The sequence below is a fragment of the Nocardioides marinus genome (assembly GCF_013408145.1).
GTDB classification, from domain to species: domain Bacteria; phylum Actinomycetota; class Actinomycetes; order Propionibacteriales; family Nocardioidaceae; genus Nocardioides; species Nocardioides marinus.
Window position 1 is genome coordinate 3,434,232 of record NZ_JACBZI010000001.1, and the last position, 23,091, is coordinate 3,457,322.

Genomic DNA, 23,091 nt, shown 5'->3' on the forward strand with positions numbered 1-23,091 from the left:
ACCCGCTGTGCTCCACCCGCTGTGCTCCACCCGCTGTGCTCGACCCGGGTGGGTGTTGGGCGCGGGGAGAGGGTGGGGTGGTGGTCGAGCAGCAGGCGCAGCCCGCGACGGGCGAGGACGCGCCGGGGCAGCGGGGTACGGCGTACGAGCCCGACCCGCGGCGCTGGCGCATCCTCGCGGTGTCGCTGGTCGTCGGCTTCATGTCGCTGCTCGACGTCACGATCGTCAACGTCGCGATCCCCTCGATGCAGTCGGGCCTCGACACGTCCGCAGCGGCCGTGCAGTGGGTGGTGTCGGGGTACGCGCTGAGCTTCGGGCTGGTCCTCGTCATCGGCGGCCGGCTCGGCGACGCGTTCGGCAGGCGACGGCTGATGCTGATCGGCCTGAGCGGGTTCGTCGCCTCCAGTGCCCTGGTCGGGCTCGCGCCCGGGATCGAGCTCGTCGTGGCCGCCCGCCTGCTGCAGGGCATCAGCGCCGGCCTCCTCACCCCGCAGAACTCCGGCCTCATCCAGACCCTCTTCCGCGGCGCCGAGCGGGGCCGGGCGTTCGGGCTGTTCGGCTTCGTCGTCTCGATCTCCTCCGCGCTGGGCCCGGTGCTCGGCGGGCTGATCATCACCCTCGCCGGCAGCGAGGACGGCTGGCGCTGGATCTTCTGGGTCAACGTGCCGGTGGGGCTGGTGGCGCTGGTGCTGGTCGCGCGGATCGTCCCGTCCGAGGTGTCCGCCGAGGGCAGCGACCCGCGACTCGACCTCGTCGGCGCGCTGCTGGTCGGGCTGACCGTGCTGTGCGTGATCTACCCGCTGGTGAGCCTGGAGGGCGGCGGCTACCGGTGGCTGGTGCTGCTCGCGGCGGTGCCGGCGCTGGGCTGGGCGTTCGTGCGGTGGGAGCGCCGGGTGGTCGCCCGGGGCGGTGCGCCGCTGCTGGACGTCGGCCTGCTCCGGCGTACCCCCGGCTTCGCCGACGGCATCGCGGTCGGCAGCCTCTACTTCACCGGGTTCACCGGCCTGGTGCTCGTGCTCGCGATCCACCTGCAGACCGAGCTGGGGCTGGGGCCGCTGGCGGCGGGCGCGGTGCTGACCGGGTTCGCCGGAGGCTCGGCGATCTCCTCCCCACTCGCCGGCCGGGTGGTCACCCGGGTCGGGCGCCCGCTGACGGTCGCGGCCCTGGTGGTGGTGCTGCTGTCGGTGGTCGCGCTCGCGGTGGTGCTGCCCGGGCAGGACGGTGCCGGCATCGGGTGGGTCCTGACCCCGCTGCTGTTCGTCGCCGGGCTCGGTGGCGGCGCGGTCATCTCCCCCAACATCACCCTGACCCTCGACGAGGTGCCGCCGCGCATGGGCGGCGCCGCGGGCGGCGCGCTGCAGACCGGTCAGCGCATCGGCTCCGCGCTCGGCACCGCCGCCGGCGTCACCGCCTACACCGTCGTCGCCACGTCGTACGGCGCTGCCGCCGGCCTGCGCGCGGCGCTGGTCGTGGCCGCGCTCATGGTCGCCGCCTCGCTGGCCGTCGCGGTCCGCTCGCTGCGGTCGCCGCGAGGCTCTGCGTAGTCGGACGGACCGAACGGACCCGAGGGGCCATGCGCCGGACGGGACCCACGGTCCGACCGCCTCGTTCGGTCCGTCCGGCTACGGCCGACGTGCTCAGCCGGTGTTGCGCAGCCCGGCGGCGATGCCGTTGATGGTCAGCGACAGCGCGCGCTGGACGTCCTCGGGCGCCGAGGCGTCCTCGTCGTCGCCGACAGCCTCGCGAGAACGGGCCAGCATCGAGACCTGGAGGGCGTGCAGCGGCGCGAGGTAGTGGTCGCGCAGCTCGAGGGTGCGACGCAGCACCGGCGCCTGCTCGAGCAGCGCGGACTGCCCGGTCACCCGCAGCACCTCCTCGACGGTGCGCTCGTGCTCGGCGCGGATGACGTCGAAGATCCCGATCGCCTCGCTGGGCACCAGCGTCCGGACGTAGCGGCCGGCGATGTCGAGGTCGGTCTTGGTCAGCGTCATCTGCACGTTGGAGAGGAAGGTGCGGAAGAAGCTCCACGAGCCGTACATCTCCTGCAGCGTCTCCAGGCGGCCGTCCTCCCGCGCCGCGGCGAGGCCGGAGCCGACGCCGAACCAGCCGGGCAGGATGATCCGCGACTGGGTCCAGCCGAAGACCCACGGGATGGCACGCAGGTCGTCGAGGCCGCCGGCGCCGCCGGGGCGCTTGGACGGGCGGGAGCCGATATTCATCTTGCCGAGCTCGTCGACGGGGGTCGCGGTGACGAAGAACGGCACGAGCGCCTCGTCGCGCACCAGCCCGCGGTAGGCCGTCTGGCCGTTGCCGGCGACCAGGTCCATGGTGCCGTTCCAGTCGTCGAGGACCTCCTGCGGCAGCAGCGAGGTGCGGTGCAGCACCGAGGCCTCCACCACCGCGGCGAGCGCGCCCTCGAGGTTGTAGCGACCGAGCTCGGGCAGGAGGTACTTGTCGGAGATGACCTCGCCCTGCTCGGTCACCTTGATCGGCCCGTCGAGCGAGCCGTAGGGCTGCGACAGGATCGCCTCGGCCGTCGGGCCGCCGCCACGACCGACCGAGCCTCCGCGGCCGTGGAAGAGCCGCAACCGCACGCCGTGCTCGCGGGCGATGTCGCGCAGCGCGCGCTGGGCGCGGTGGATCTGCCACTGGGAGGCCGCGATTCCGGCGTCCTTGGAGGAGTCGGAGTAGCCGAGCATGATCTCCTGCACGTCGCCGCGGGCGGCGACCACGCGACGGTACGCCGGGTCCGAGAGCAGCCGCTCCAGCAGCGGCCCGGCCACCTCGAGCTCGGCGACGGTCTCGAAGAGCGGCGCGAACCCGATCCGGGCCACCGCGTCCTCCCCCTCGGCACCGGTGTCGACCAGCCCCGCCTCGCGCGCCAGCACCACGACCGCGAACAGGTCGTCGACGTCGTGGGCCATCGAGACGATGTAGGTCTCCACGACGTCGGGTCCGTAGGTGTCGAGCGCGGTGCGCAGGGTCTGCATCAGCCCCAGGCTCGCGGCGGCCTGGCCGTCACCCAGCGGGTGCCCGGCGCCGACGAGCGGACGCCGACCCGCCATCTCGCGCGAGAGCAGCTCGATGCGCTGCTCACGGTCGAGGTCGGCGTACGGCACCTCGAGCTCGCCGGTGCGGTCGAAGAGCTCGGCGAGGGCGTCGTGGTGCGTGCCGGAGTGCTCGCGGACGTCGAGGGTCGCCATGCCGAGGCCGGTCGCGGTGGCGGTGCGGATGATCCGCAGGATCGCGCCGTTGCCGGTGAGGGTGTCGCCGTCGGCGAGCATCGAGTCGCGCACGAGCGTGAGGTCGCGCAGCAGCTCGGCGAACCCGAGGTAGTCGCGGCCGGGCTCGTGGGCGGTGCCGTGGGCGAGCCGGTCGCGGGTGCGCTGGAGGCGGACGCGGACGAAGCTGAGCTTGAGCCGGTAGGGCTCCTCGGCGTTGAGCCGCTTGATCGTGGAGTAGGTGATCGGCAGCGCCTCGGCGTCGGCGGCCAGCGACTCCTGCAGCTCCTCGGTCACGTCGACGACGCGGGTCGAGGCGCTCATCTCGGTGAGCAGCTCCTCGACCTGGCGGACCAGCTCGCGCAGCCCGAAGTCGTGCTGCAGGCCGAGCACCTCCAGCGTCACCTCGGGGGTGACGAACGGGTTGCCGTCGCGGTCGCCGCCGGCCCACGTGCCGAACCGCAGCGGACGCGCGTCGGCCGGCAGTTCGACCCCGACGGTGCCGAGCTGGTGCTGCAGCTCCTCCATCAGCCCGGGGATGACGTGCTGGGCGATCTGGGCGAGGTAGTAGAGCGCGGTGCGCGCCTCGTCGGTGGGCTGCGGCTTGGCGATGCGCAGCTCGTCGGTCTGCCACAGCAGGTCGACCAGCTCGGCGAGGCGGCGCTCCGTGCGCGCGTCGTCGCCGGGGCGGCGGCGCGGGTCCTCGGCGGCGGCGATGGTGGCAGCGACCTTGCGCAGCAGCCGCAGCACCGTGCGGCGGGTGGACTCGGTGGGGTGGGCGGTGAAGACGGGGCGGTACTCCACCCGGCCGAGCACCTCGGTCAGCAGCGCGGGGCTGAGGGTGCCCTCGTCCAGCGCCTCGCGGATGCGGCCGGTCGTCGCGGCCAGCGGCCCCTCGCCGTCCTGGGTCACCTCCTGCCAGCGGTGCAGCTGCTCGGTGACGTTGACGAGCTGGAAGTACGCCGTGAACGCCCGCGCCAGCGTCACGGCCGTCGCGTCGTCCTGCTCGCGCAGCAGCGCGCGCAGGTCGCCGTCGTCGGGGTCGCGCGAGAGCTCGCGGACCTGCTCGACCAGCGCCAACGTCTCCGGGCCCTCGTGGCGGCTGATCGCGTCGCCCAGCAGGGCACCGAGCTGGCGCACCGACGCCCGCAGCGCCGTGTGCTGCTCGTCGGAGGACACGCCCCCCGCGAACGCCGACACCCGGGGCTCGCGGCGGTCGGCCTCGATCAGGTCGGCGGTCTCCGGCGTACGGGTCTCCTCAGCCATGCGGCCCAGTCAACACGTCCGATGTTTCACCCGGGTGAGGTGTCCGGGGCTGGGGGCTGGCCGGGCGTCAGAGGATGGCGCCGGGCGAGTACGCCGCAGCCGCGGGGTGCCGCTCGCACAGCGCCTCGACGGCGCGCACGACCGTCTGCACCTGCGCGACGGCGGCGCCGGTGAAGCTGATCGGCTCGGCGACCAGCGCCTCGAGCTGCGCCTGGGTGAGGCCGAGCCGCTCGTCGGCGGCGAGCTTGGCGAAGACGTCGTTCTCGGCCTGGCCCTGGCGCATCGACAGGGCGGTGCCGACGGCGGCCTCCTTGATCGCCTCGTGGGCGGTCTCGCGACCCACGCCGTTGCGGACCGCGCTCATCAGCACCTTGGTGGTGGCCAGGAACGGCAGGTAGCGGTCGAGCTCGCGCTGGATGACGGCCGGGAACGCGCCGAACTCGTCGAGCACGGTGAGGAAGGTCTGGAACAGCCCGTCGACGGCGAAGAACGCGTCGGGCAGCGCCACGCGGCGTACGACGGAGCAGGACACGTCGCCCTCGTTCCACTGGTCGCCGGCGAGCTCGCCGACCATGGAGAGGTACCCGCGGGTGACGACGGCCAGGCCGTTGACGCGCTCGCAGGAGCGGGTGTTCATCTTGTGCGGCATCGCCGAGGAGCCGACCTGCCCCTCCTTGAAGCCCTCCGTGACGATCTCGTTGCCGGCCATCAGCCGGATCGTGGTCGCGAGGTTCGACGGGCCGGCGGTCAGCTGCACCAGCGCGGAGAGCACGTCGAAGTCGAGGCTGCGCGGGTAGACCTGCCCGACGCTGGTCAGCACCCGCTCGAAGCCGAGGTGGGCGGCGACGCGCTGCTCGAGGTCGGCGAGCTTGTCGGCGTCGCCGTCGAGGAGGTCGAGCATGTCCTGGGCGGTGCCCATCGGGCCCTTGATGCCGCGCAGCGGGTAGCGGGCGAGCAGGTCCTCGACGCGCTCGACGGAGACCAGCATCTCGTCGGCGGCGGTCGCGAACCGCTTGCCCAGCGTGGTCGCCTGAGCGGCCACGTTGTGGGAGCGGCCGGCCATCACGGTGGTCTCGTGCTCGGCGGCGAGCCGGCCGAGCCGGGCCAGGGTGGCGACGGCGCGGTCACGCAGGAGGGCGAGGGACTGCTTGACCTGCAGCTGCTCGACGTTCTCGGTGAGGTCGCGGCTGGTCATCCCCTTGTGGATGTGCTCGTGGCCGGCGAGCGCGCAGAACTCCTCGATGCGCGCCTTCACGTCGTGGCGGGTGATCCGCTCGCGCGCGGCGATCGAGTCGAGGTCGACGGCCTCCTCGCCGCGGGCCACCACGGCCTCGTAGGCCTCGACCACCCCGTCGGGCACGTCGATGCCGAGGTCCTTCTGGGCCTTCAGCACCGCGACCCAGAGCTGGCGCTCCAGGACGATCTTGTGCTCGGGCGACCAGATCTCGGCGAGGTCGGCGGCGGCGTAGCGGGTGGCGAGGACGTTCGGGACGGTCACGGCGGCCATTGTCGCGCGTCCGCTCGTGCGGGGCACATCGCGGTCCGGGGCGGGGGCCGGAAGGTTCGACTGACATCAGTCAGACCTTCGGGTTCGCGGTCGAAGGTTCGACCGCTACATTCAAGGTGGGACTGACATCAGTCGAACCTTCCGCCCCGCCGCTGCACCTGCATCGGGGCGCCGTGAGCCTCACCGGCCCCCCGCTGGACCTCACGCCTCGCCGGCCGCAGCCCGCGCCGCGATGTCGGTGCGGTGCTGGGCGCCCTCGAACTCGATGCAGCTCACCCCGTCGTACGCCGCCTCGCGGGCCGCACCGAGGGAGTCACCGGTCCCGACGACCGCGAGCACGCGTCCGCCGGCGGTGACCGTGGCCCGCTCGACCATCGAGGTGCCCGCGTGGATGACGTGCACGCCCTCGAGCGCCTCCGCGTCGGGGAGCCCGCGGATCACGTCGCCCTTGGAGGAGGACTCGGGGTAGCCGGCCGAGGCCATCACGACGGCGACGGCCGCGCCCGGCTTCCAGGCCGGCGCGGGGACCGAGGCGAGCGTGCCGGTGGCCGAGCCCATCAGCAGCGGGGCGAGCGGGGAGTCCAGCAGCGCCATCAGCGGCTGGGTCTCGGGGTCGCCGAAGCGGGCGTTGAACTCCACGACGCGCACGCCGCGCGAGGTGAGCGCGAGACCGGCGTAGAGCAGGCCGGAGAACGGGGTGCCGCGGCGCGCCATCTCGTCGACGGTCGGCTGCAGGACGTCGCGCAGCACCTCCTCGACCAGACCGTCGGGCGCCCACGGCAGCGGGGTGTAGGCGCCCATGCCGCCGGTGTTGGGTCCCTCGTCGTTGTCGAAGATGCGCTTGAAGTCCTGCGCCGGCTGCAGCGGGTAGACGGTGGCCCCGTCGGCCTCGTTCCAGCCGCACAGCGCGAAGAGCGAGACCTCCGGCCCGTCGAGGAACTCCTCGATGACCACCCGCTCGCACTGCGCGGCGTGCTCGACGGCGGCGTCGCGGTCGGTGGTGACCACGACCCCCTTGCCGGCGGCCAGGCCGTCGTCCTTCACGACGTAGGGCGGGCCGTAGGCGTCCAGCGCGGCCTGCACCTCCACCGGTGTCGTGCAGACCATCGCGGCGGCGGTCGGGACGCCGGCGGCCTCCATGACCTCCTTGGCGAACGCCTTGGACCCCTCCAGCTGCGCGGCGGCGCCCGAGGGACCGAACACCGCGATGCCCCGCGCACGCACCACGTCGGCGACTCCGGCCACCAGCGGGGCCTCGGGGCCCACGACCACCAGGTCCGCACCCAGCGACTCGGCCAGGTCGGCGACCGCCTCACCCGAGAGCGGGTCCACGTCGTGGAGCGTGGCGACCGCGGCGATCCCGGGGTTCCCGGGCGCCGCGTGCACCGCGCCGACGCCGGGGTCGAGCGAGAGCGCGCGGGCCAGCGCGTGCTCGCGCCCCCCGGTGCCGATGACGAGACAGGTCAGGGGGGACGAGCTCACGCGGAGGTCCTTCTCAGCCGGAGGGGAGGGTCAGATCAGCGGGTGGACGACGACGGTCGCGTCCCGCGAGGGGCCGACGCCGACGGCCGAGATCCGCGCGCCGGACATCTTCTCGACCGCACGCACGTAGTCCTGCGCGTTCTGCGGCAGGTCGGCGAAGGTGCGGGCGCCGGAGATGTCCTCCCACCAGCCGGGGAGGTACTCGTAGATCGGCACCGCGTGGTGGAAGTCGGTCTGGTTGACCGGCATCTCGTCGTGGCGGACACCGTTGACGTCGTAGGCCACGCAGACCGGCACCTGCTCGAGGCCGGTGAGCACGTCGAGCTTGGTCAGCACGAAGTCGGTCACCCCGTTGACCCGCGCCGCGTAGCGGGCGATGACCGCGTCGTACCAGCCGCAGCGGCGGGGACGCCCCGTCGTCGTGCCGAACTCGGCGCCCACCTTGCGCAGGTGCTCGCCGGAGTCGTCGAAGAGCTCGGTCGGGAACGGCCCCTCGCCCACCCTCGTGGTGTAGGCCTTCACGATGCCGATGACCTGGTCCATCCGCATCGGCGGGATGCCCGAGCCGGTGCACGCGCCGCCGGCGGTGGCCGAGGAGGAGGTGACGAACGGGTAGGTGCCGTGGTCGACGTCGAGCAGCGTGGCCTGGCCGGCCTCGAGCAGCACGGTCTCGCCACGGTCGAGCGCCTGGTTGAGCAGCAGGCCGGTGTCGCGGACCATCGGGCGCAGCCGGTCGGCGTGCTTGAGCAGCTCGGCCACGGTCTCCTCCACCAGCGGCGCACGCCGGTTGTAGACCTTGGTGAGCACCTGGGCCTTCAGCTCCAGGGCGCCCTCGACCTTCTGGCGCAGGATCTTCTCGTCGAAGAGGTCCTGGATGCGGATGCCGATGCGGTTCATCTTGTCGGCGTACGTCGGCCCGATGCCGCGGCCGGTGGTGCCGAGCCGGCGGGAGCCGAGGAACCGCTCGGTGACCTTGTCCAGCACCCGGTTGTAGTCGGGGATGACGTGCGCGCTGGCGCTGACGACCAGGCGGGAGGTGTCCACGCCGCGGGCCTCGAGCCCGTCGAGCTCCTCCATCAGCACGTCGAGGTCGACGACGACGCCGTTGCCGATGACCGGCGTGCAGCCGGGGGTGAGGATGCCGGAGGGCAGCAGGTGCAGCGCGTACTTCTCCTGCTTGCCGTCCGGGGTGTTGATGACGACGGTGTGGCCGGCGTTGTTGCCGCCGTTGAACTTCACGACGTAGTCGACGCTGGAGCCGAGCAGGTCGGTGGCCTTGCCCTTCCCCTCGTCGCCCCACTGGGCACCGATGATGGCGATCGCGGGCATCTGCTCGCGCCCCTTTCCTGTTGCCAGCCTTGTGCCGGTCACTGCGCTCCCAGCGCCTGCAGCGCCGGGGGAACGCGAAGAGCCCGGCACAAGACGCGCCGGGGCTCTTGCGGCGCAACGCTACCAAAATCAGGAGGCCGGGAGCCCGTCGCCGCCGCGCGCGGACACCCGCTCACCCCCAGGGCGCAGCGGCCGAGGGCTACGCTCCCACGTCGTGGAGCCCCTGCTCGTGATCAAGAACAGCGACGCCGGCACCGCCGACGACGAGACGCTCGAGCGGGGCCTGGCCGTGCTGCGTGGGGCCACGTCGGTGGAGGTCGCGGCGACCTCCGACCCCGGCGAGCTCAACGGCGTCCTGCACCGGGCCGGCTCGCGCACGATCGTCGTCGCGGGCGGCGACGGCAGCATGCACGCGGTGGTCTCCGCGCTGCACCGGCGCCACGAGCTCGCCGAGCGCACCCTGGCGCTGCTGCCGCTGGGCACCGGCAACGACTTCGCCCGCGGCAACGACATCCCGCTCGACATCGAGGACGCCGCCCGGGTCGTGCTCGAGGGCGAGGCGCGGCCTGTCGACCTGATCGTCGACGAGGTCGGCGACATCGTGGTCAACCACGTGCACGCCGGTGCGGGCGCCCAGGCCAGCCGTCGCGGGGCACGCTGGAAGGACCGTCTCCACGAGGTCGGCGTCGGCCGGGCCAACCTCGGCAGGCTCGGCTACCCGATCGGTGCGCTGCTCTCCTCGGTGAAGCCGCCCTACCTGCGACTGTGCGTCGAGGTGGACGGTCAGCGGGTCGTGGACTTCGACGAGCCGGTGCTGATGGTCGCGGTCGGCAACGGCTCCGAGGTCGGCGGCGGCACCTCGCTGGCCCCGCACGCCGACCCCGAGAGCGGGCAGGTCGACGTCATGGTCGCCCGCTCGATCGGCCCGCTCGCGCGGATGGGGTACGTCGCGCAGCTGGTGCGCGGGAAGCACCCCGAGCGCGACGACGTGATCTACCTGCGCGGCTCGACCGTGTCGGTCTCCGGCGACGAGTTCTACTGCTCGGCCGACGGCGAGGTCTACGGCCCGGAGCGGCACCGGACCTGGCACGTCGAGCCCGCGGCGTACCGGATGGTGCTGCCCCCACGTTGACCGACCGGCGGTCTCGACGCCCGCTCGTCGCTGGCGCTCCTCGTTGCTCGACCACCCGGAGGGGCTCCGCCCGCAGGAGGCCGGGCCGGAGGACTAGATCCAGCCGCGCTTGGCGGCCTCGACCCCCGCCTGGAAGCGTGACTCGGCGCCGAGCTCGGACATCAGGTCGGCCACCCGACGCCGCACGGTGCGCAGGCTGACCCCGAGCCGCCGGGCGATCTGCTCGTCCTGGGCACCGGCGGCGAGCTGCTGGAGCAGGAAGCCGCGCATGTCGCCGGCCCCGCGGCCGGAGGTGGACGTGAGCGGGGACGCCTTCTCCCACAGGCTCTCGAACCACAGCGTCATCGCCTCGACCCACCCGCGCTGGCGCACCAACGACCGCGGCTCGTCGACGAAGCCGAGCGGCTCGGGGAGGATCACGTGGGTGGTGCCGATGATGAACATCCGCGTCGGCAGCTGGGGCAGCAGCCGGATCTCCTCACCGACGCTCGCCCGCAGGGCCAGGGTGTCCGCGGCCTCGTGCAGCGCACGCACGGGGTAGATCGCCCGGGAGCGGCGGCCCTTCGCCACCTGCTCGCCCACGATCTGGGCCATCGCGTCCTCGCGCGGCTTGTGGAACTGGTCGGGCCGCAGCCACAGCAGGTCGCCCATGCTGCCGCGGATGAGGGAGGCCAGCAGCTCCACGGGCTGCCCGCCGCTGCTGATCTCCCCATCGACCGGCTGCACCTCGGCGAGCTCGCCGGCGGCGGGTCGCACGTTGCTCGCGGTGAGGTGGGGCAGCGCCCGCGCGACCGCCTCCAGCCGCCCGTGGGCGGCGGCCGCGGACTCCGCGCTGATCTCGACCATCCGCACCACCACCTCCGCGGGGGTCAGCACGAACAACCGGGAGTCCTCGACCCGCACGATGCCGCGCTCGACGAGCGGCGCGAGGTCGCGCAGCAGCTCCTCGGGGGTGCGCAGCACCGACGACGCGATCGACACCAGCTCGCGGCCGTTCTGCGAGACGACCTGGTGGTAGGCGCGGTCGGCGGTCTTGCCGAACCCCAGCGCGGTGATGACGGAGTCCGGGATGACCATCTCGCGATGGTACGACTCCTGACAGGATGGTGCCAGAGGCCTTTACCCTCCTTGTGGCACGCACCGGACAACCCCATGCTGGGTCGCGGTGGCACGGGCTCCGGTCCGTGCGGAGCGCCTTTCGTCGGGGGATGACGGCGCTCCGGACCACCTCGAGGGCGTCGGGGTCACCTACAGGGGATGGCTCCGACGCCCTCGCGCATCCCGCGGCCCACGCCGGGAGCACGGGCCCTCCACCGGTCCGGGCCGATGCGTCTCACACCCCCGCGAGATGGGCCGCCACCGCGCCCAGCGGGTAGCGTGGCCGCGGCCCGGAGCGGGCCGCATCCTTCCCGGACCACCAGCAGGAGCAGCACCCCATGTCACGAGGCGGTTCCGCCCGACCCAGCGGCAAGAGCACCGAGCCGACCGACTGGGTGACCCGCGCCGCCGACGACGCGATCCGGCACGCGGGCGGCCAGGAGGCGCTGACCGACGGCCTGCCCGAGGGCCGGGTCGTCACCTGCGCCTCCGGCGCCAGCCCGTCCGGCCCGATCCACCTGGGCAACCTGCGCGAGTTCCTCACCCCGCACCTCGTCGCCGAGGAGCTGTGCCGCCGCGGGGTGGCCGTGCGCCACCTGCACTCCTGGGACGACTTCGACCGCTTCCGCAAGGTGCCGGCCGGGGTCCCCGCGTCCTGGGCCGAGCACATCGGACGCCCGCTCTCCGCCGTACCCGACCCGTGGGAGTGCCACGACTCCTGGGCCGAGCACTTCAAGGCCCCCCTGCGCGCCGCGCTGGTCGAGCTCGGCGTCGAGATGGTCGAGGTCTCCCAGACCGAGCAGTACCTCGCCGGCGCCTACACCGAGCAGGTCCTGCACGCGATCCGCAACCGCGACGTCATCGAGGACGTGCTGGCCAAGCACCGCACCAAGAAGGCCGAGCCCGCCGCCGAGTCCGAGCAGGAGGCCGCCGCGCTGGCCGACTCCGTCGCCGACGAGGACGACGCCCTCACCGACGCCGGCTCGCTCGCGCGCTTCCCCTACAAGCCCTACTGCCGCACCTGCGGGCGCGACACCGTCGAGCTGACGTCGTACGACGACGAGACCACGGACCTCGCCTACACCTGCTCCTCGTGCGGCGACTCCCACGTCACCAACGTCGCGACGCAGGCCGAGGGCAAGCTGGTGTGGAAGGTCGACTGGCCGATGCGCTGGGCCTACGAGGGCGTCGACTTCGAGCCCGGCGGGCTCGACCACTCCACGCCCGGCTCGTCCTACACCGTCGGCAAGGAGCTGGTGAAGCGGGTCTTCGACTTCCGCGCACCCTCCTACGTCGCCTACGCCTTCGTCGGCTTCGCCGGCATGCAGAAGATGTCCTCCTCCTCCGGGGGCGTCCCCACCGCGAGCGACGCGCTGCGCATCCTCGAGGCGCCGATCCTGCGCTGGCTCTACGCCCGCCGCCAGCCCAAGCAGGCCTTCGACATCGACTTCGGTCCCGAGGTCGTGCGCCTGTACGACGAGTGGGACTCCCTGACCCGCAAGGCCGAGAACCCCGACAAGCGCGACGCCCAGGTGCTGGCCTACGAGCGCGCGGTCTCGACCGCGGCGGCCGGCACCCTGCCGCGACCGAAGGTCGTCGTGCCGTTCCGCCTGCTCAGCTCGGTCGCCGACGTCACCGCCGGCTCCGCGGAGCTGATCAGCAGGATCATCGGCGACGTCGGCCACGCCCACGACTCGGTCGAGGACCTCGAGCCGCGGCTGGGCCGCGCGATGACGTGGATGTCGGAGTACGTCCCCGCCGAGGACCGCACCACCGTCCGCGAGAGCAAGGACGCCGAGCGACTGGCGTCGTTGAGCGAGGACGAGGAGCTGTGGCTGCGCCAGCTGCTCGACCGGCTCCCCGACCGGCTCGAGCTCGAGGAGACCACCGCCCTGATCTACGGCGTCCCCAAGCTCGCCCGCGGCATGGGCCTGGACGACCCGCCGACCGAGGAGGTCAAGGCCGACCAGAAGGCGTTCTTCGGCCTGCTCTACCACCTGCTCGTCGACGCCGAGCGCGGCCCGCGGCTGCCCACGCTGTTCCTGGCGCTGGGTGCCGACAAGGTCCGCGCGCTGCTGACCCCGTAGGCGTCACCGGGTCTCGAGGCTCGCTCCGCGCGACGAGCCACGAGACCCCCGCACCCTCACAGGGCCAGCACCACCGGCGCCCCGAGCAGCACCACCAGCCCGGTCGAGCACGCGGCGAGCGCGAGCCCGCGCCCGCCGACCGCGCCGAGCACCCGCGGCCGCAGCGCGCAGCCCAGGGCGGCCATCGCGACCGCGAGAGTGACGTCCTGCACCAGGCCCGCGAGCGCCAGCAGGCCCTCGGGCAGCGGCACCCACGTCCGCACCACCGCCAGCAGCACGAACACCACCACGAAGCCGGGGACGACCGGCGCCCGCTCCCCCGCCGCCGCACCCGCCGACCGCGCCCGCCACCCGAGCACCGCGACGACCGGTGCGAGCAGCAGTACCCGGCCGAGCTTGACCAGCACGGCCAGGGAGAGCGCCGTCCCGCCGCCCGCGAGCCCACCGGCGACGACGACCTGGCCCACCTCGTGGGTGCTGGCCCCCGACCAGGCGCCCGCCGCCACCGGGTCCAGGCCGGCCAGCAGCGCGAGGACCGGCAGCCCCACCATCACGACGCTGCCGCACAGCACCACGAGGGAGACCGCCGCGGCCGTGTCGGCGTCCCGGCTGCGGCGTACGCCGGCGACGGCCGCGACCGCAGCCGCCCCGCAGATCGAGAACCCGGCCGCCACGAGCACGACGAGCTCCCCGCGCAGCCCGAGGACACGCCCCAGGGCCAGCGTCCCGGCGATCCCCCCGGTCACCACCAGCAGCACGACGGCGAGCACCGGCCAGCCCAGCGCCAGCACCTCGGTCAGCGCCACCTGCAGCCCCAGGAGGGCGACGCCGATGCGCAGCACGCGACGCGAGGCGACGTGCAGGCCCGGCGCGACGAGCGCACCCCGCCGGCCCTCCAGCGCCCCCGAGACGGCGACCACAGCGCCGAGCAGCACGGCGACCAGCGTGGTCGGGACGCCCGGCACCAGCGTGTGCACCACCACCGCCACCAGCCCGAGCCCGGCGGCCAGCGACAGTCCGGCCCGCACGCCGGGCGGCACCGGCGGGGCCTGGTTGCCGGCCGTTCCGGGGCGGACGGCGAGATCGGTGGGCATGGCACCAAGCCTGGGCGGTGACGCGCCCCGCGACTAGACGGCTCCTGCGCTCCGGTCCATGCCTGACAGACATGGGAACCCCGCCACCCATACGCTGTGCGCATGAATGATCGCCCCGACCTGGTCGCCCTCGACCTGCTGGTGCGGGTCGCGGCCGGCGGGTCGGTGGGCGCGGCCGCGCGAGACCTCGGCACCACGCAGCCGCACGCGAGCCGGCTGCTCTCCCGCCTCGAGCGCCAGCTGGGCCTGCAGCTGCTCGAGCGCAGCCCCGCCGGCTCGCGGGTCACCTCCGAGGGCGAGGTCGTGGTCGCGTGGGCCCGGCAGGCGCTGGAGGCGGTCGACCGGGTGAGCACGGGCGCGCGCTCCCTGGCCGCCGAGCGGGCCGCCCGGCTGCGTGTGGTCGCGAGCCTCACCATCGCCGAGCAGCTGGCACCGGCGTGGATCGCGCGGTTCCGCCGCGAGCAGCCGGGCCATCAGGTGCGGCTCGAGGTCGCCAACAGCGAGCAGGTCCTGGAGCGGGTGCTGAGCGGCGAGGTCCCCCTGGGCTTCGTGGAGTCGCCCTCGGTGCCGCAGGAGGTCTCGGTCGCCGCGGTGGGCCTGGACCGCCTCGTGGTCGTGGTCGCCCCGGAGCACCCGTGGGCCCGGCGTACCACCCCGCTCTCCCCGGCCGAGCTGGCCGACGCCGAGCTGGTGCTGCGGGAGGAGGGCTCGGGGACCCGCCGCACCCTGGCCCGGGCCCTGACCCGTGCCGGCGCACCGCTGGGCGGCCACCACCTCGAGCTGGCCAGCACCGCCGCCGTCCGCGCGGCCGCGCTGCAGGGCGACCTCCCGGCCGTGCTGAGCGAGCTGGGCGTCGCCGACCAGCTGGCCACCGGCGCCCTGGTCGAGGTGCCGGTGGCCGGGCTGGACCTCGCCCGCACCCTGCGCGCGGTGTGGCTGCCCAGCCGGCGCCCGGTCGGCGACGCGGCGCGGCTGCTGCGGATCGCCCGCGCCTCCCACGAGACCACCCGGGACGAGCCGAGGGCGTAGCCAGCCGCCGCCGGGAGGAGCACGATGGCGCCATGAGCACCGACGAGGCACCGGCCCCCCTGACGGCGTTGCGCGAGGACTGGGAGCGGCTGCTGTGCGTGGTCGCCCACCCCGACGACCTGGAGTTCGGCGCAGCCGCCGCGGTGGCCCGCTGGACCGGTCAGGGCAAGCAGGTCGTCTACTGCATGGTCACCAGCGGCGAGGCGGGCATCGACGCGATGTCGCCGGAGGAGTGCCGCCCGGTCCGGGAGGCCGAGCAGGTGGAGTCGGCGCGGGTCGTCGGGGTCGACACCGTCGACTTCCTCGGGCTGCCCGACGGCGTCCTGGAGTACGGCGTGCCCCTGCGGCGCGCGATCGCCGGGGCCGTGCGACGCCACCGCCCCGACGTGGTGCTCACCGGCAACTTCCGCGACACCTGGGGCGGGGCCAACCTCAACCAGGCCGACCACATCGCCGTGGGGCGGGCGGTCCTCGACGCCGTCCGCGACGCCGGCAACCGCTGGGTGTTCACCGAGCAGCTGGCCGAGGGCGGTGGGTCGCTGGAGCGGTGGGACGGCGTCGGTGAGGTGTGGGCCTTCGGGTCACCGCAGTCCACGCACGCCGTCGACACCACGGACACCTTCGATGCCGGTGTGGCCTCGCTCGAGGCGCACCGCGCCTACATCGACGGCCTGGGCTGGGAGCACTTCGACCCCCGCGAGTTCCTCGAGGGGATGGCCCGGGCGACCGGGCAGCGGCTGGGGTGCGCGTTCGCCGCGCCGTTCGAGGTGTTCGCGATGGGCTGGGGCGAGTAGCCCCAGCCCACGGGGCTCAGCCGAGGTCGGTCAGCAGCTGGTCGTACGCCGTGGGGCTGGAGTCGCGCAGGAAGGTCGAGCAGCGCTCCCACTCGTCGTCCTCGCCGATGCTGCGGGCAGCCAGAGCCAGCAGCGCCAGGCACATGAGGAACCCGCGGTTGGGCTCGTGCTCCCACGGCACCGGCCCGTGGCCCTTCCAGCCGCTGCGGCGCAGCATGTCCAGGGAGCGGTGGTAGCCGACGCGGGCGTAGGCGTAGATCGTCACGGGGTCGGCCTGCTGCTCGGCGGCCGCGCCGGCGAGCGCCGCCCAGGCGAACGGTGAGGCGGGGAACTGCCGCGCCACCGCGTGCCGCTCCTGGCCCTCGGCCAGCGCGGCGGCGGCCGGGTCCTCGGGGAGGTGGGTGGGGGGCGGGCCCGCCATCAGGTCCTGTCCGATGCTCATGGTCGCCATCGTGCCAGGCCGACCTGAGCCTCGACGCAGTCGTGCCCCCCAGCGGGCGCCATGGCGCGCGCTGGGGGGCACGACTCGGTGCTGCGGTGCCGTGGGGGCGCTCAGCCCAGCGAGCGACCCGCCGAGCGGAGGTGCTCACAGGCCTCGACCACGCGGGCGGCCATGCCGGCCTCGGCCGCCTTGCCCCAGGCGCGCGGGTCGTAGGCCTTCTTGTTGCCGACCTCGCCGTCGACCTTCAGCACGCCGTCGTAGTTGTTGAACATGTGCGCGGCCACGGGCCGGGTGAAGGCGTACTGGGTGTCGGTGTCGACGTTCATCTTCACCACGCCGTAGTCGACGGCGTCGGAGATCTCCTGGGCCGTCGAGCCCGAGCCGCCGTGGAAGACCAGGTGGAAGGGCTTGGAGCCGGCCTCGAGACCGAACTCGCCGACCACGGCCTCCTGGGCCGCCTTCAGCACCTCCGGACGCAGCTTGACGTTGCCCGGCTTGTAGACGCCGTGGACGTTGCCGAAGGTCAGCGCGGTCATGTAGTAGCCGCGCTCGCCGTAGCCGAGCGCCTTGGCGGTGGCGATCGCGTCCTCGGGGGTGGAGTAGAGCTTCTCGTTGATCTCGTTCTCGACGCCGTCCTCCTCGCCGCCGACCACGCCGACCTCGATCTCGAGGATGATCTTGGCGGCGATGCACTTCTCGAGCAGCTCGCCGGCGATGGTGAGGTTCTCCTCCAGCGGCACCGCCGAGCCGTCCCACATGTGCGACTGGAACAGCGGCGCCTCGCCGCGCTTGACCCGCTCCGCGGAGAGGTCGAGCAGCGGGCGGACGAAGCCGTCGAGCTTGTCCTTGGGGCAGTGGTCGGTGTGCAGCGCGATGTTGACCGGGTAGTTCTTCGCGACCTCGGCGGCGTACGCCGCGAACGCGACGGACCCGGTCACCATGTCCTTGCGGGTGGGGCCGGAGAGGTACTCGGCGCCGCCGGTCGAGACCTGGATGATCCCGTCCGAGCCTGCGTCGGCGAAGCCCTGCAGCGCCGCGTTGAGGGTCTGGCTGGACGAGACGTTGATCGCGGGGAAGGCGTAGGCACCGGCCTTCGCGGCGTCCAGCATCTCGGCGTACTTCTCAGGGGTGGCGATGGGCACGTGGCGCTCCTCGGGTGGGGTCAGACGTCACTCACCCTAGTAGGAAGGGTCCGTGGTCTCGATGGGTCGTCCGTCCCTTTCCCTGCGCCTGCCCCGGTCGCTGCACACCTCGGGCCGGGGCTCGACGTCGCCCCGCTCGGCCGACGAGGCGTGGGCGGTGCTCGCGGGTGCCGGCCCCGGCCGGCACTGGTACGCCGATGCCGCCCCGTTCGTGGTGCGCGGGGCGCTCGACCGGCTGGCCCTCGGCGGTGGTCGCCGCTGGCCGGTCCCCTACGGGCCGCTGCTGCGGGCCGGTGACCGAGCCGGCTTCTGGCGGGTCCTGGCCGCCGGCCCGACCACGACCGGGCACCGGCTGGTGCTGGAGGCCGCGGTGCGGGCTCCCGGCCGGGTGCGGCTCGAGCTCCGTGTCGACGGACGCCCGGACGGCTGCGCGGTCGACCTGCAGATCACCTTCGAGCCCGAGGGACTGCTCGGGACCGCCTACCTGCTGGCCGACGTCGGCGCCCGCGAGGTCGTGACGACGCTCGTCGATGCCCGGATCCGCGCCGACCTCTCCTAGCATCCACGGCGCCTGCGCCCCGCCGGGGCGCCCCTTCCGAGGAAGTCCATCGTGCGTCTGCGTTCCATCGTCCTGCCGGCCCTGGGTTCTCTGCTCAGCCTCACGCTGCTCACGGCACCCGCCGGCGCAGCCGACGAGCCGGTCGAGCCCGACCCGATGGCGGGCGCGCCCGCCGTCGGCACCTGCGCCGACATGACCTGGGCCGACGTCATGGGTGAGACCGCGACCGAGGACGTCGACTGCGCCCGCCGGCACACCACCGAGGTCGTGGGCGTGGGCCAGCTCCCCGACGACCTGTCGTGGGACCGGCGACGCAAGGTCGGCAAGGCGGTCGTCGCCGCCTGCGCCCCGGGGTGGGAGACCATCACCACCGACGACCACCTGCTCTACCGCCGCTCGGCCTACGAGAAGTTCTGGTTCATGCCCTCGCAGGAGCAGCGCGACGCCGGTGCCCGCTGGTTCCGCTGCGACCTGGCCCGGGTCAAGGGCGAGAGGCTGATGGTGATCACCGGGGCCGGGATGCCGACGGTGACCAAGAAGCTGCACAGCAACGTGCGGCGCTGCATGACCAAGGACTTCTACGGCACCGTCTGCAAGACCAAGGTCCGTCACCTCGGCTGGCGCAACAAGGAGGCCTTCTGGCTCTCGGTCCCGGCGAAGGACGCCCGGGCCGAGAAGAAGGTGCGCCGGGCCGCCCTGGAGCGCTGCCCCGACCGCGTCCGGACGCCGAAGTTCGCCTGGTCGTGGTTCACCGACGAGAACCGCCGGTGGGTCGTCCTCTGCTACGAGAAGGTCTGACCGGGGAGCGGGCCGGCCGGGCGGCCGGCCCGCTCGTCCGCTGTGAATCCGGTCCCACCGGGCGCCGCAGCCGTCACCACTGAGCCGGCGGCGCGTTGCGCAGTCATGGCCCCCCTCCGCCGCCCCCTCCTCGCCGCCGCGGTCGGCGCCGCCGCGCTCGCCGCCTCGCTGCTCGGGCCGAGCCCGGCCGCCGTCTCCACCGAGCGTCCCTGGACCCCACAGCTGGTGCGGGTGCACGCCGACGCCGAGTCGGTCGGAGCCCTCGGGCTCGACCTCACCGAGCACGGCGGCACCGAGGGCGTCGACGTCGTCCTGCACACCGCCGCGGAGCGGGCACGCCTCGAGGCGTCCGGGTTCCACTCGGAGGTGCTGGTCCCCGACCTGGTGGCCCGCGAGGCCGAGCGCAACCGCCTCGATGCGGAGTACGCCGCCCGCACGGTCCGCTCCGCGCTGCCGTCCGGCCGCACGTCGTACCGCACGCTCGAGGACTACGAGACCGAGCTGCGTGACCTGGCCCGCGAGCACCGCTCCCTGGTGCGGCACCTGACGCTCCCTGAGCCTGGTCTCGACGGCCGCGAGGTGCACGGCGTCGAGATCGCCCACCGGGTCCGGCGTCCCGCCGACGGCCGCCCCACCTTCCTGATGCTGGGGCTGCACCACGCCCGCGAGTGGCCCTCGGCGGAGCACACGATGGAGTTCGCCCACGACCTGGTGGCGCTCGAGCGCACCGACCGCGACGTACGCCGGCTGCTGCGGCGCGTGCGCGTGGTCGTCGTGCCGGTGGTCAACCCCGACGGCTTCGACCTGTCGCGCACCTCCGGCGGGCTGGTCGACCTCAACGTGCTCAACCCGCTGGACCCCACCGGGACCCTGCTCCCCGTCGCCACCCAGGTGCTCACCCCGGGCCTGGCCTACCTCCGCAAGAACTGCCGCCTCGTCGCCGGGGTCGACACCCCCGACGGCACCTGCGCGGCGATGCTGACCACGCCTGCGGGCTTCGGCCTCGGCGTCGACCTCAACCGCAACTACGGCCAGTGGTGGAGCGGCCCGGGCGCCGCCGGGACCGCCCCGAGCGTCACCGAGTTCCACGCCGGGCTGCTCGACCCGCGCCACCACGGCGCCGACGCCTTCTCCGAGCCCGAGACGCGCAACGTGCGCGACCTGGTGCTGTCGCGGCAGGTGACGACCCTGATCACCAACCACACCTCCGGCAACCTCGTGCTGCGGCCGTGGGCCGGCGCGCCCGACCACGTCACCGACGGCGGCGTGCCCCTCGGCCTGGCTCCCGACGAGAAGGCCCTGCGCCGCCTCGGCGCGCGATTCGCCGCCGAGAACGGCTACACCAACCAGCGCAGCCACGAGCTCTACGACGGGGTCGGCACCACCGAGGACTGGGCCTACGCCGCCACGGGCGCGTTCGGGTTCACCTTCGAGATCGGGCCCACCGAGTTCCACCCGCCCTTCGAGGACGTCGTCGCGGAGTACGTCGGCGCCGACCGCCCCGGGGGCGGCAACCGCGCGGCGTACCTCGTCGCCCTGGAGCACGCCGCCGATCGGCGGGCGCACGGCGTCCTCACCGGGCGTGCGCCCGCCGGCGCGACGCTCACGCTGACCCGGGATGCTGCGACCACGACCTGGGACGGCACCAGCCCGGCACGCCTGCGCACGACCCTCGTCGTGCCCCGGTCCGGAGACTTCACCTGGCACGTCAACCCGTCGACGCGACCGACGTCGCCGCAGGCGGAGAAGTACCGCCTGACCTGCACGTCCGCACGGGGCAGGAGCCAGGTGACGCGGGTCCGGGTGGAGCGCGGTGAGCGGGTCCGGGTGGCCCTGCGACGGTGCTGACACCTCCACCCCAGAGGTGAGCCACGCCTCAGGTGCGTGACCTGACGGCCGATCCTGCGTTGACAACTCAACCCGCCATCCCCCGACTCGGGACGACCCAGGAGCTCGACGATGATCCGCCGAACCCGCGCCCGCCGGACCGCCCTCGCGGCGACCGCCACGCTGGCCGCCCTTGCCCTCGCCCCTCTCACGGCGATCGGCTCGGAGGCCGCCACCACCTCCCCCGCCAACATCTTCCGTCCGCAGCTGGTCAAGGTCGACACCCCGACCCGCGCCGACAAGATGGTGCTCTCCAAGCTCGGCCTGGACCTCACCGAGCACGCCGGCCACGACTACGTCGAGGTCGTCCTGCACTCGGTCGCCGACCGCGCCCGGCTGCTCGCCGCCGGCCTGACCTACGACGTCGAGATCCCCGACCTCGTCGCCCGCTCGCTCGAGGTGTGGAAGACCGACGAGGCCTACGCCGCCTCGGTCGTGCAGAGCCCGCTGCCCTCCGGCCGCGACGGCTACCGCACCCTCGAGGACTACAACGCCGACATGGCCGACCTGGCCGAGCGGTTCCCCCAGCACGTCAAGCTGTTCGAGCTCAACCACCCGACCCTCGACGGCCGCATCGTCCAGGGCGTCGAGATCGGCCAGGGCGTCAAGGGCCCCGACACCGGCAAGCCGACCTTCGTGCTGATGGGCCTGCACCACGCCCGCGAGTGGCCCTCCGGCGAGAACGCCATGGAGTTCGCCATCGACCTCGCCGAGGGCTACGGCAAGGACAAGCGCACCACGAAGCTGCTGAAGAAGGGCCGCGTCGTCGTGGTCCCCGTGGTCAACGCCGACGGCTTCGACCTCTCCCGCACCGACGGTGAGTTCGTCGACCTGCGTGCTCTGGACGGCGGTGACACCGTCTCCATCCTGGGCACGCCGGGTCACGCCTACATGCGCAAGAACTGCCGCCTCATCGACGGCGTCGACACCCCCGACGGGTCCTGCGCCGCGCAGCTCACCACCAACGGCGGCTTCCTGCTCGGCGTCGACCTCAACCGCAACTACGGCGGCTTCTGGGGCGGCCCCGGCGCCGCCGGCAGCACCCCGAACCCGGCGGAGGTCGAGCTCGGCCCGCTCGACCCGACCTACCGGGGTGCCGCTCCGTTCTCGGAGCCGGAGACCCAGAACATCCAGGAGCTGGTGCGCAGCCGCCAGGTCACGATGCTGATCTCCAACCACACCTTCGGCAACCTGATCCTGCGCCCCAACGGCGTGGCCCCCTCCACCATCGGCCCCGACGGCCTCCCGGTGGGCGACAGCCCCGACGAGAAGGGCCTGAAGAAGGTCGGCGCCAAGATGGCCGCCCAGAACGGCTACTCCAACCAGCACGGCTGGCAGCTCTACGACACCACCGGCACGACCGAGGACTGGTCCTACAACGCCACCGGTGGCTACGGCTACACCTTCGAGATCGGCCCCGACGAGTTCCACCCGCCGTACGAGGACGTCGTCGACCAGTACCTCGGTGCCGGCGAGTACGCCGGCAAGGGCAACCGCGAGGCCTACTTCATCGCCCTGAAGCACGCCATCGACACCAAGTACCACGGTGTCCTCAAGGGCAAGGCCCCCAAGGGCGCGACCATCCGCCTGCGCAAGGACTTCGACTCCCCGACCTGGGACTCCAGCTTCGAGGACTTCGTCGACTCCTCCATCACGGTGGGCAAGAAGGGCAGGTTCAACTGGATCGTGAACCCCTCGACCCGCCCGGTGGTCATGGGCAAGAAGGTCGACGAGCTGGCTGACGCCCCGTTCGCCTCGGAGACCATCGAGGGCTCGGTGACCGTCCCCGGCGTCGGCACCGCCACCCACGAGTACGTCGCCAAGAAGGCCTCGGACGTCATGCGGATCGATCTGACCTGGCCGACCCCGGACGACCTCGACCTCGCGGTCTACCTGAAGAAGGGCGACGAGCTGGTCGAGATGGGCACCTCGGGCAACCTGCCGGGCTCCGGCGAGGCCGTCGAGATCCCCGACGCCCCGGCCGGCACCTACGTCATCGAGGTCATCAACTACGCCTCGGTGACCCCGACCTACACCGTCGAGGTCGGCCAGTTCTCCGCGAAGTCCTCGAAGGTCAAGGGCACCAAGGAGTCCTACGTCCTCACCTGCGAGGTCGACGGCAAGGTGCAGAGCAAGAAGAACCTCTACATCGCCCGCGGCCAGGTCAAGAAGCTCGACCTGCGACGCGCCTGCCGCTGACGCACTGCAGCACCTGGACGCCGGG

17 protein-coding genes are annotated in these 23,091 nt (G+C 73.4%); 9 read left to right on the forward strand and 8 right to left on the reverse strand.

Going from position 1 to position 23,091, the window contains the following annotated elements:
* Positions 1–80 precede the first annotated feature (80 nt).
* The gene (locus BKA05_RS16250) at positions 81–1,544 is read left to right on the forward strand and encodes an MFS transporter (RefSeq protein WP_343045709.1); all 1,464 of its coding nucleotides are present in this window, start codon (positions 81–83) and stop codon (positions 1,542–1,544) included.
* A gap of 93 nt (positions 1,545–1,637) precedes the next feature.
* Here the strand turns inward: BKA05_RS16250 and ppc are convergent, their stop codons facing one another.
* The 4 genes from ppc to BKA05_RS16270 all read right to left on the reverse strand — a co-directional run bounded on the left by ppc (position 1,638) and on the right by BKA05_RS16270 (position 8,805).
* The gene (gene ppc / locus BKA05_RS16255; protein ID WP_179532363.1) at positions 1,638–4,487 is read right to left on the reverse strand and encodes a phosphoenolpyruvate carboxylase; all 2,850 of its coding nucleotides are present in this window, start codon (positions 4,485–4,487) and stop codon (positions 1,638–1,640) included.
* Positions 4,488–4,554: 67 nt separating this feature from the next.
* Positions 4,555–5,985: an adenylosuccinate lyase gene (purB, locus tag BKA05_RS16260; protein WP_425489725.1), complete on the reverse strand. Its 1,431-nt coding sequence runs from the start codon at positions 5,983–5,985 to the stop codon at positions 4,555–4,557.
* A gap of 210 nt (positions 5,986–6,195) precedes the next feature.
* A complete protein-coding gene (gene purD / locus BKA05_RS16265; RefSeq protein ID WP_179533270.1) occupies positions 6,196–7,461 on the reverse strand; it encodes a phosphoribosylamine--glycine ligase in 1,266 nt (421 codons plus the stop codon).
* Between the two features lie 45 nt (positions 7,462–7,506).
* The gene (locus BKA05_RS16270) at positions 7,507–8,805 is read right to left on the reverse strand and encodes an adenylosuccinate synthase (RefSeq protein ID WP_179532365.1); all 1,299 of its coding nucleotides are present in this window, start codon (positions 8,803–8,805) and stop codon (positions 7,507–7,509) included.
* Positions 8,806–9,019: 214 nt separating this feature from the next.
* On the opposite strand from BKA05_RS16270, the gene BKA05_RS16275 reads away from it, so the two are divergent.
* Positions 9,020–9,937, forward strand: a complete 918-nt coding sequence (locus BKA05_RS16275; protein WP_343045710.1) for a diacylglycerol/lipid kinase family protein — start codon at positions 9,020–9,022, stop codon at positions 9,935–9,937.
* Between the two features lie 93 nt (positions 9,938–10,030).
* Here BKA05_RS16275 and BKA05_RS16280 read toward each other — a convergent pair whose 3' ends face one another.
* A complete protein-coding gene (locus BKA05_RS16280; RefSeq protein ID WP_179532366.1) occupies positions 10,031–11,014 on the reverse strand; it encodes a helix-turn-helix transcriptional regulator in 984 nt (327 codons plus the stop codon).
* Positions 11,015–11,373: 359 nt separating this feature from the next.
* On the opposite strand from BKA05_RS16280, the gene lysS reads away from it, so the two are divergent.
* Complete coding sequence (gene lysS / locus BKA05_RS16285; RefSeq protein ID WP_179532367.1) at positions 11,374–13,122, forward strand: lysine--tRNA ligase; 1,749 nt, start codon at positions 11,374–11,376, stop codon at positions 13,120–13,122.
* A gap of 56 nt (positions 13,123–13,178) precedes the next feature.
* On the opposite strand, the gene BKA05_RS16290 is transcribed toward lysS, so the two are convergent.
* Entirely contained in the window at positions 13,179–14,216 is a 1,038-nt protein-coding gene (locus BKA05_RS16290; protein ID WP_179532368.1) for a YeiH family protein, read from the reverse strand.
* Positions 14,217–14,318: 102 nt separating this feature from the next.
* On the opposite strand from BKA05_RS16290, the gene BKA05_RS16295 reads away from it, so the two are divergent.
* Both BKA05_RS16295 and BKA05_RS16300 read left to right on the forward strand, forming a co-directional pair.
* Positions 14,319–15,245 carry a LysR family transcriptional regulator gene (locus BKA05_RS16295; RefSeq protein ID WP_179532369.1) on the forward strand — a complete coding sequence of 309 codons (927 nt, stop codon included), beginning with the start codon at positions 14,319–14,321 and terminating at the stop codon, positions 15,243–15,245.
* 32 nt (positions 15,246–15,277) lie between these two features.
* Positions 15,278–16,039, forward strand: coding sequence for a PIG-L deacetylase family protein (locus BKA05_RS16300; protein ID WP_179532370.1), 762 nt, complete (start codon positions 15,278–15,280; stop codon positions 16,037–16,039).
* Between the two features lie 16 nt (positions 16,040–16,055).
* Here BKA05_RS16300 and BKA05_RS16305 read toward each other — a convergent pair whose 3' ends face one another.
* On the reverse strand, positions 16,056–16,481 hold the full coding sequence (locus tag BKA05_RS16305; RefSeq protein WP_179532371.1) for a DUF3151 domain-containing protein: 426 nt from the start codon (positions 16,479–16,481) through the stop codon (positions 16,056–16,058).
* A gap of 110 nt (positions 16,482–16,591) precedes the next feature.
* On the reverse strand, positions 16,592–17,623 hold the full coding sequence (gene fbaA, locus BKA05_RS16310; RefSeq protein ID WP_179532372.1) for a class II fructose-bisphosphate aldolase: 1,032 nt from the start codon (positions 17,621–17,623) through the stop codon (positions 16,592–16,594).
* A gap of 61 nt (positions 17,624–17,684) precedes the next feature.
* Here fbaA and BKA05_RS16315 point away from each other — a divergent pair, with 61 nt between their 5' ends.
* The 4 genes from BKA05_RS16315 (at position 17,685) to BKA05_RS16330 (ending at position 23,066) form a co-directional block, all read left to right on the forward strand.
* Positions 17,685–18,182 carry a DUF2867 domain-containing protein gene (locus BKA05_RS16315; protein ID WP_179532373.1) on the forward strand — a complete coding sequence of 166 codons (498 nt, stop codon included), beginning with the start codon at positions 17,685–17,687 and terminating at the stop codon, positions 18,180–18,182.
* A gap of 51 nt (positions 18,183–18,233) precedes the next feature.
* The gene (locus BKA05_RS16320; RefSeq protein WP_179532374.1) at positions 18,234–18,980 is read left to right on the forward strand and encodes a septum formation family protein; all 747 of its coding nucleotides are present in this window, start codon (positions 18,234–18,236) and stop codon (positions 18,978–18,980) included.
* Positions 18,981–19,085: 105 nt separating this feature from the next.
* Positions 19,086–20,828: a M14 family zinc carboxypeptidase gene (locus BKA05_RS16325; RefSeq protein ID WP_179532375.1), complete on the forward strand. Its 1,743-nt coding sequence runs from the start codon at positions 19,086–19,088 to the stop codon at positions 20,826–20,828.
* A gap of 111 nt (positions 20,829–20,939) precedes the next feature.
* On the forward strand, positions 20,940–23,066 hold the full coding sequence (locus tag BKA05_RS16330) for a M14 family zinc carboxypeptidase (RefSeq protein WP_179532376.1): 2,127 nt from the start codon (positions 20,940–20,942) through the stop codon (positions 23,064–23,066).
* The last annotated feature ends 25 nt before the right edge of the window (positions 23,067–23,091 follow it).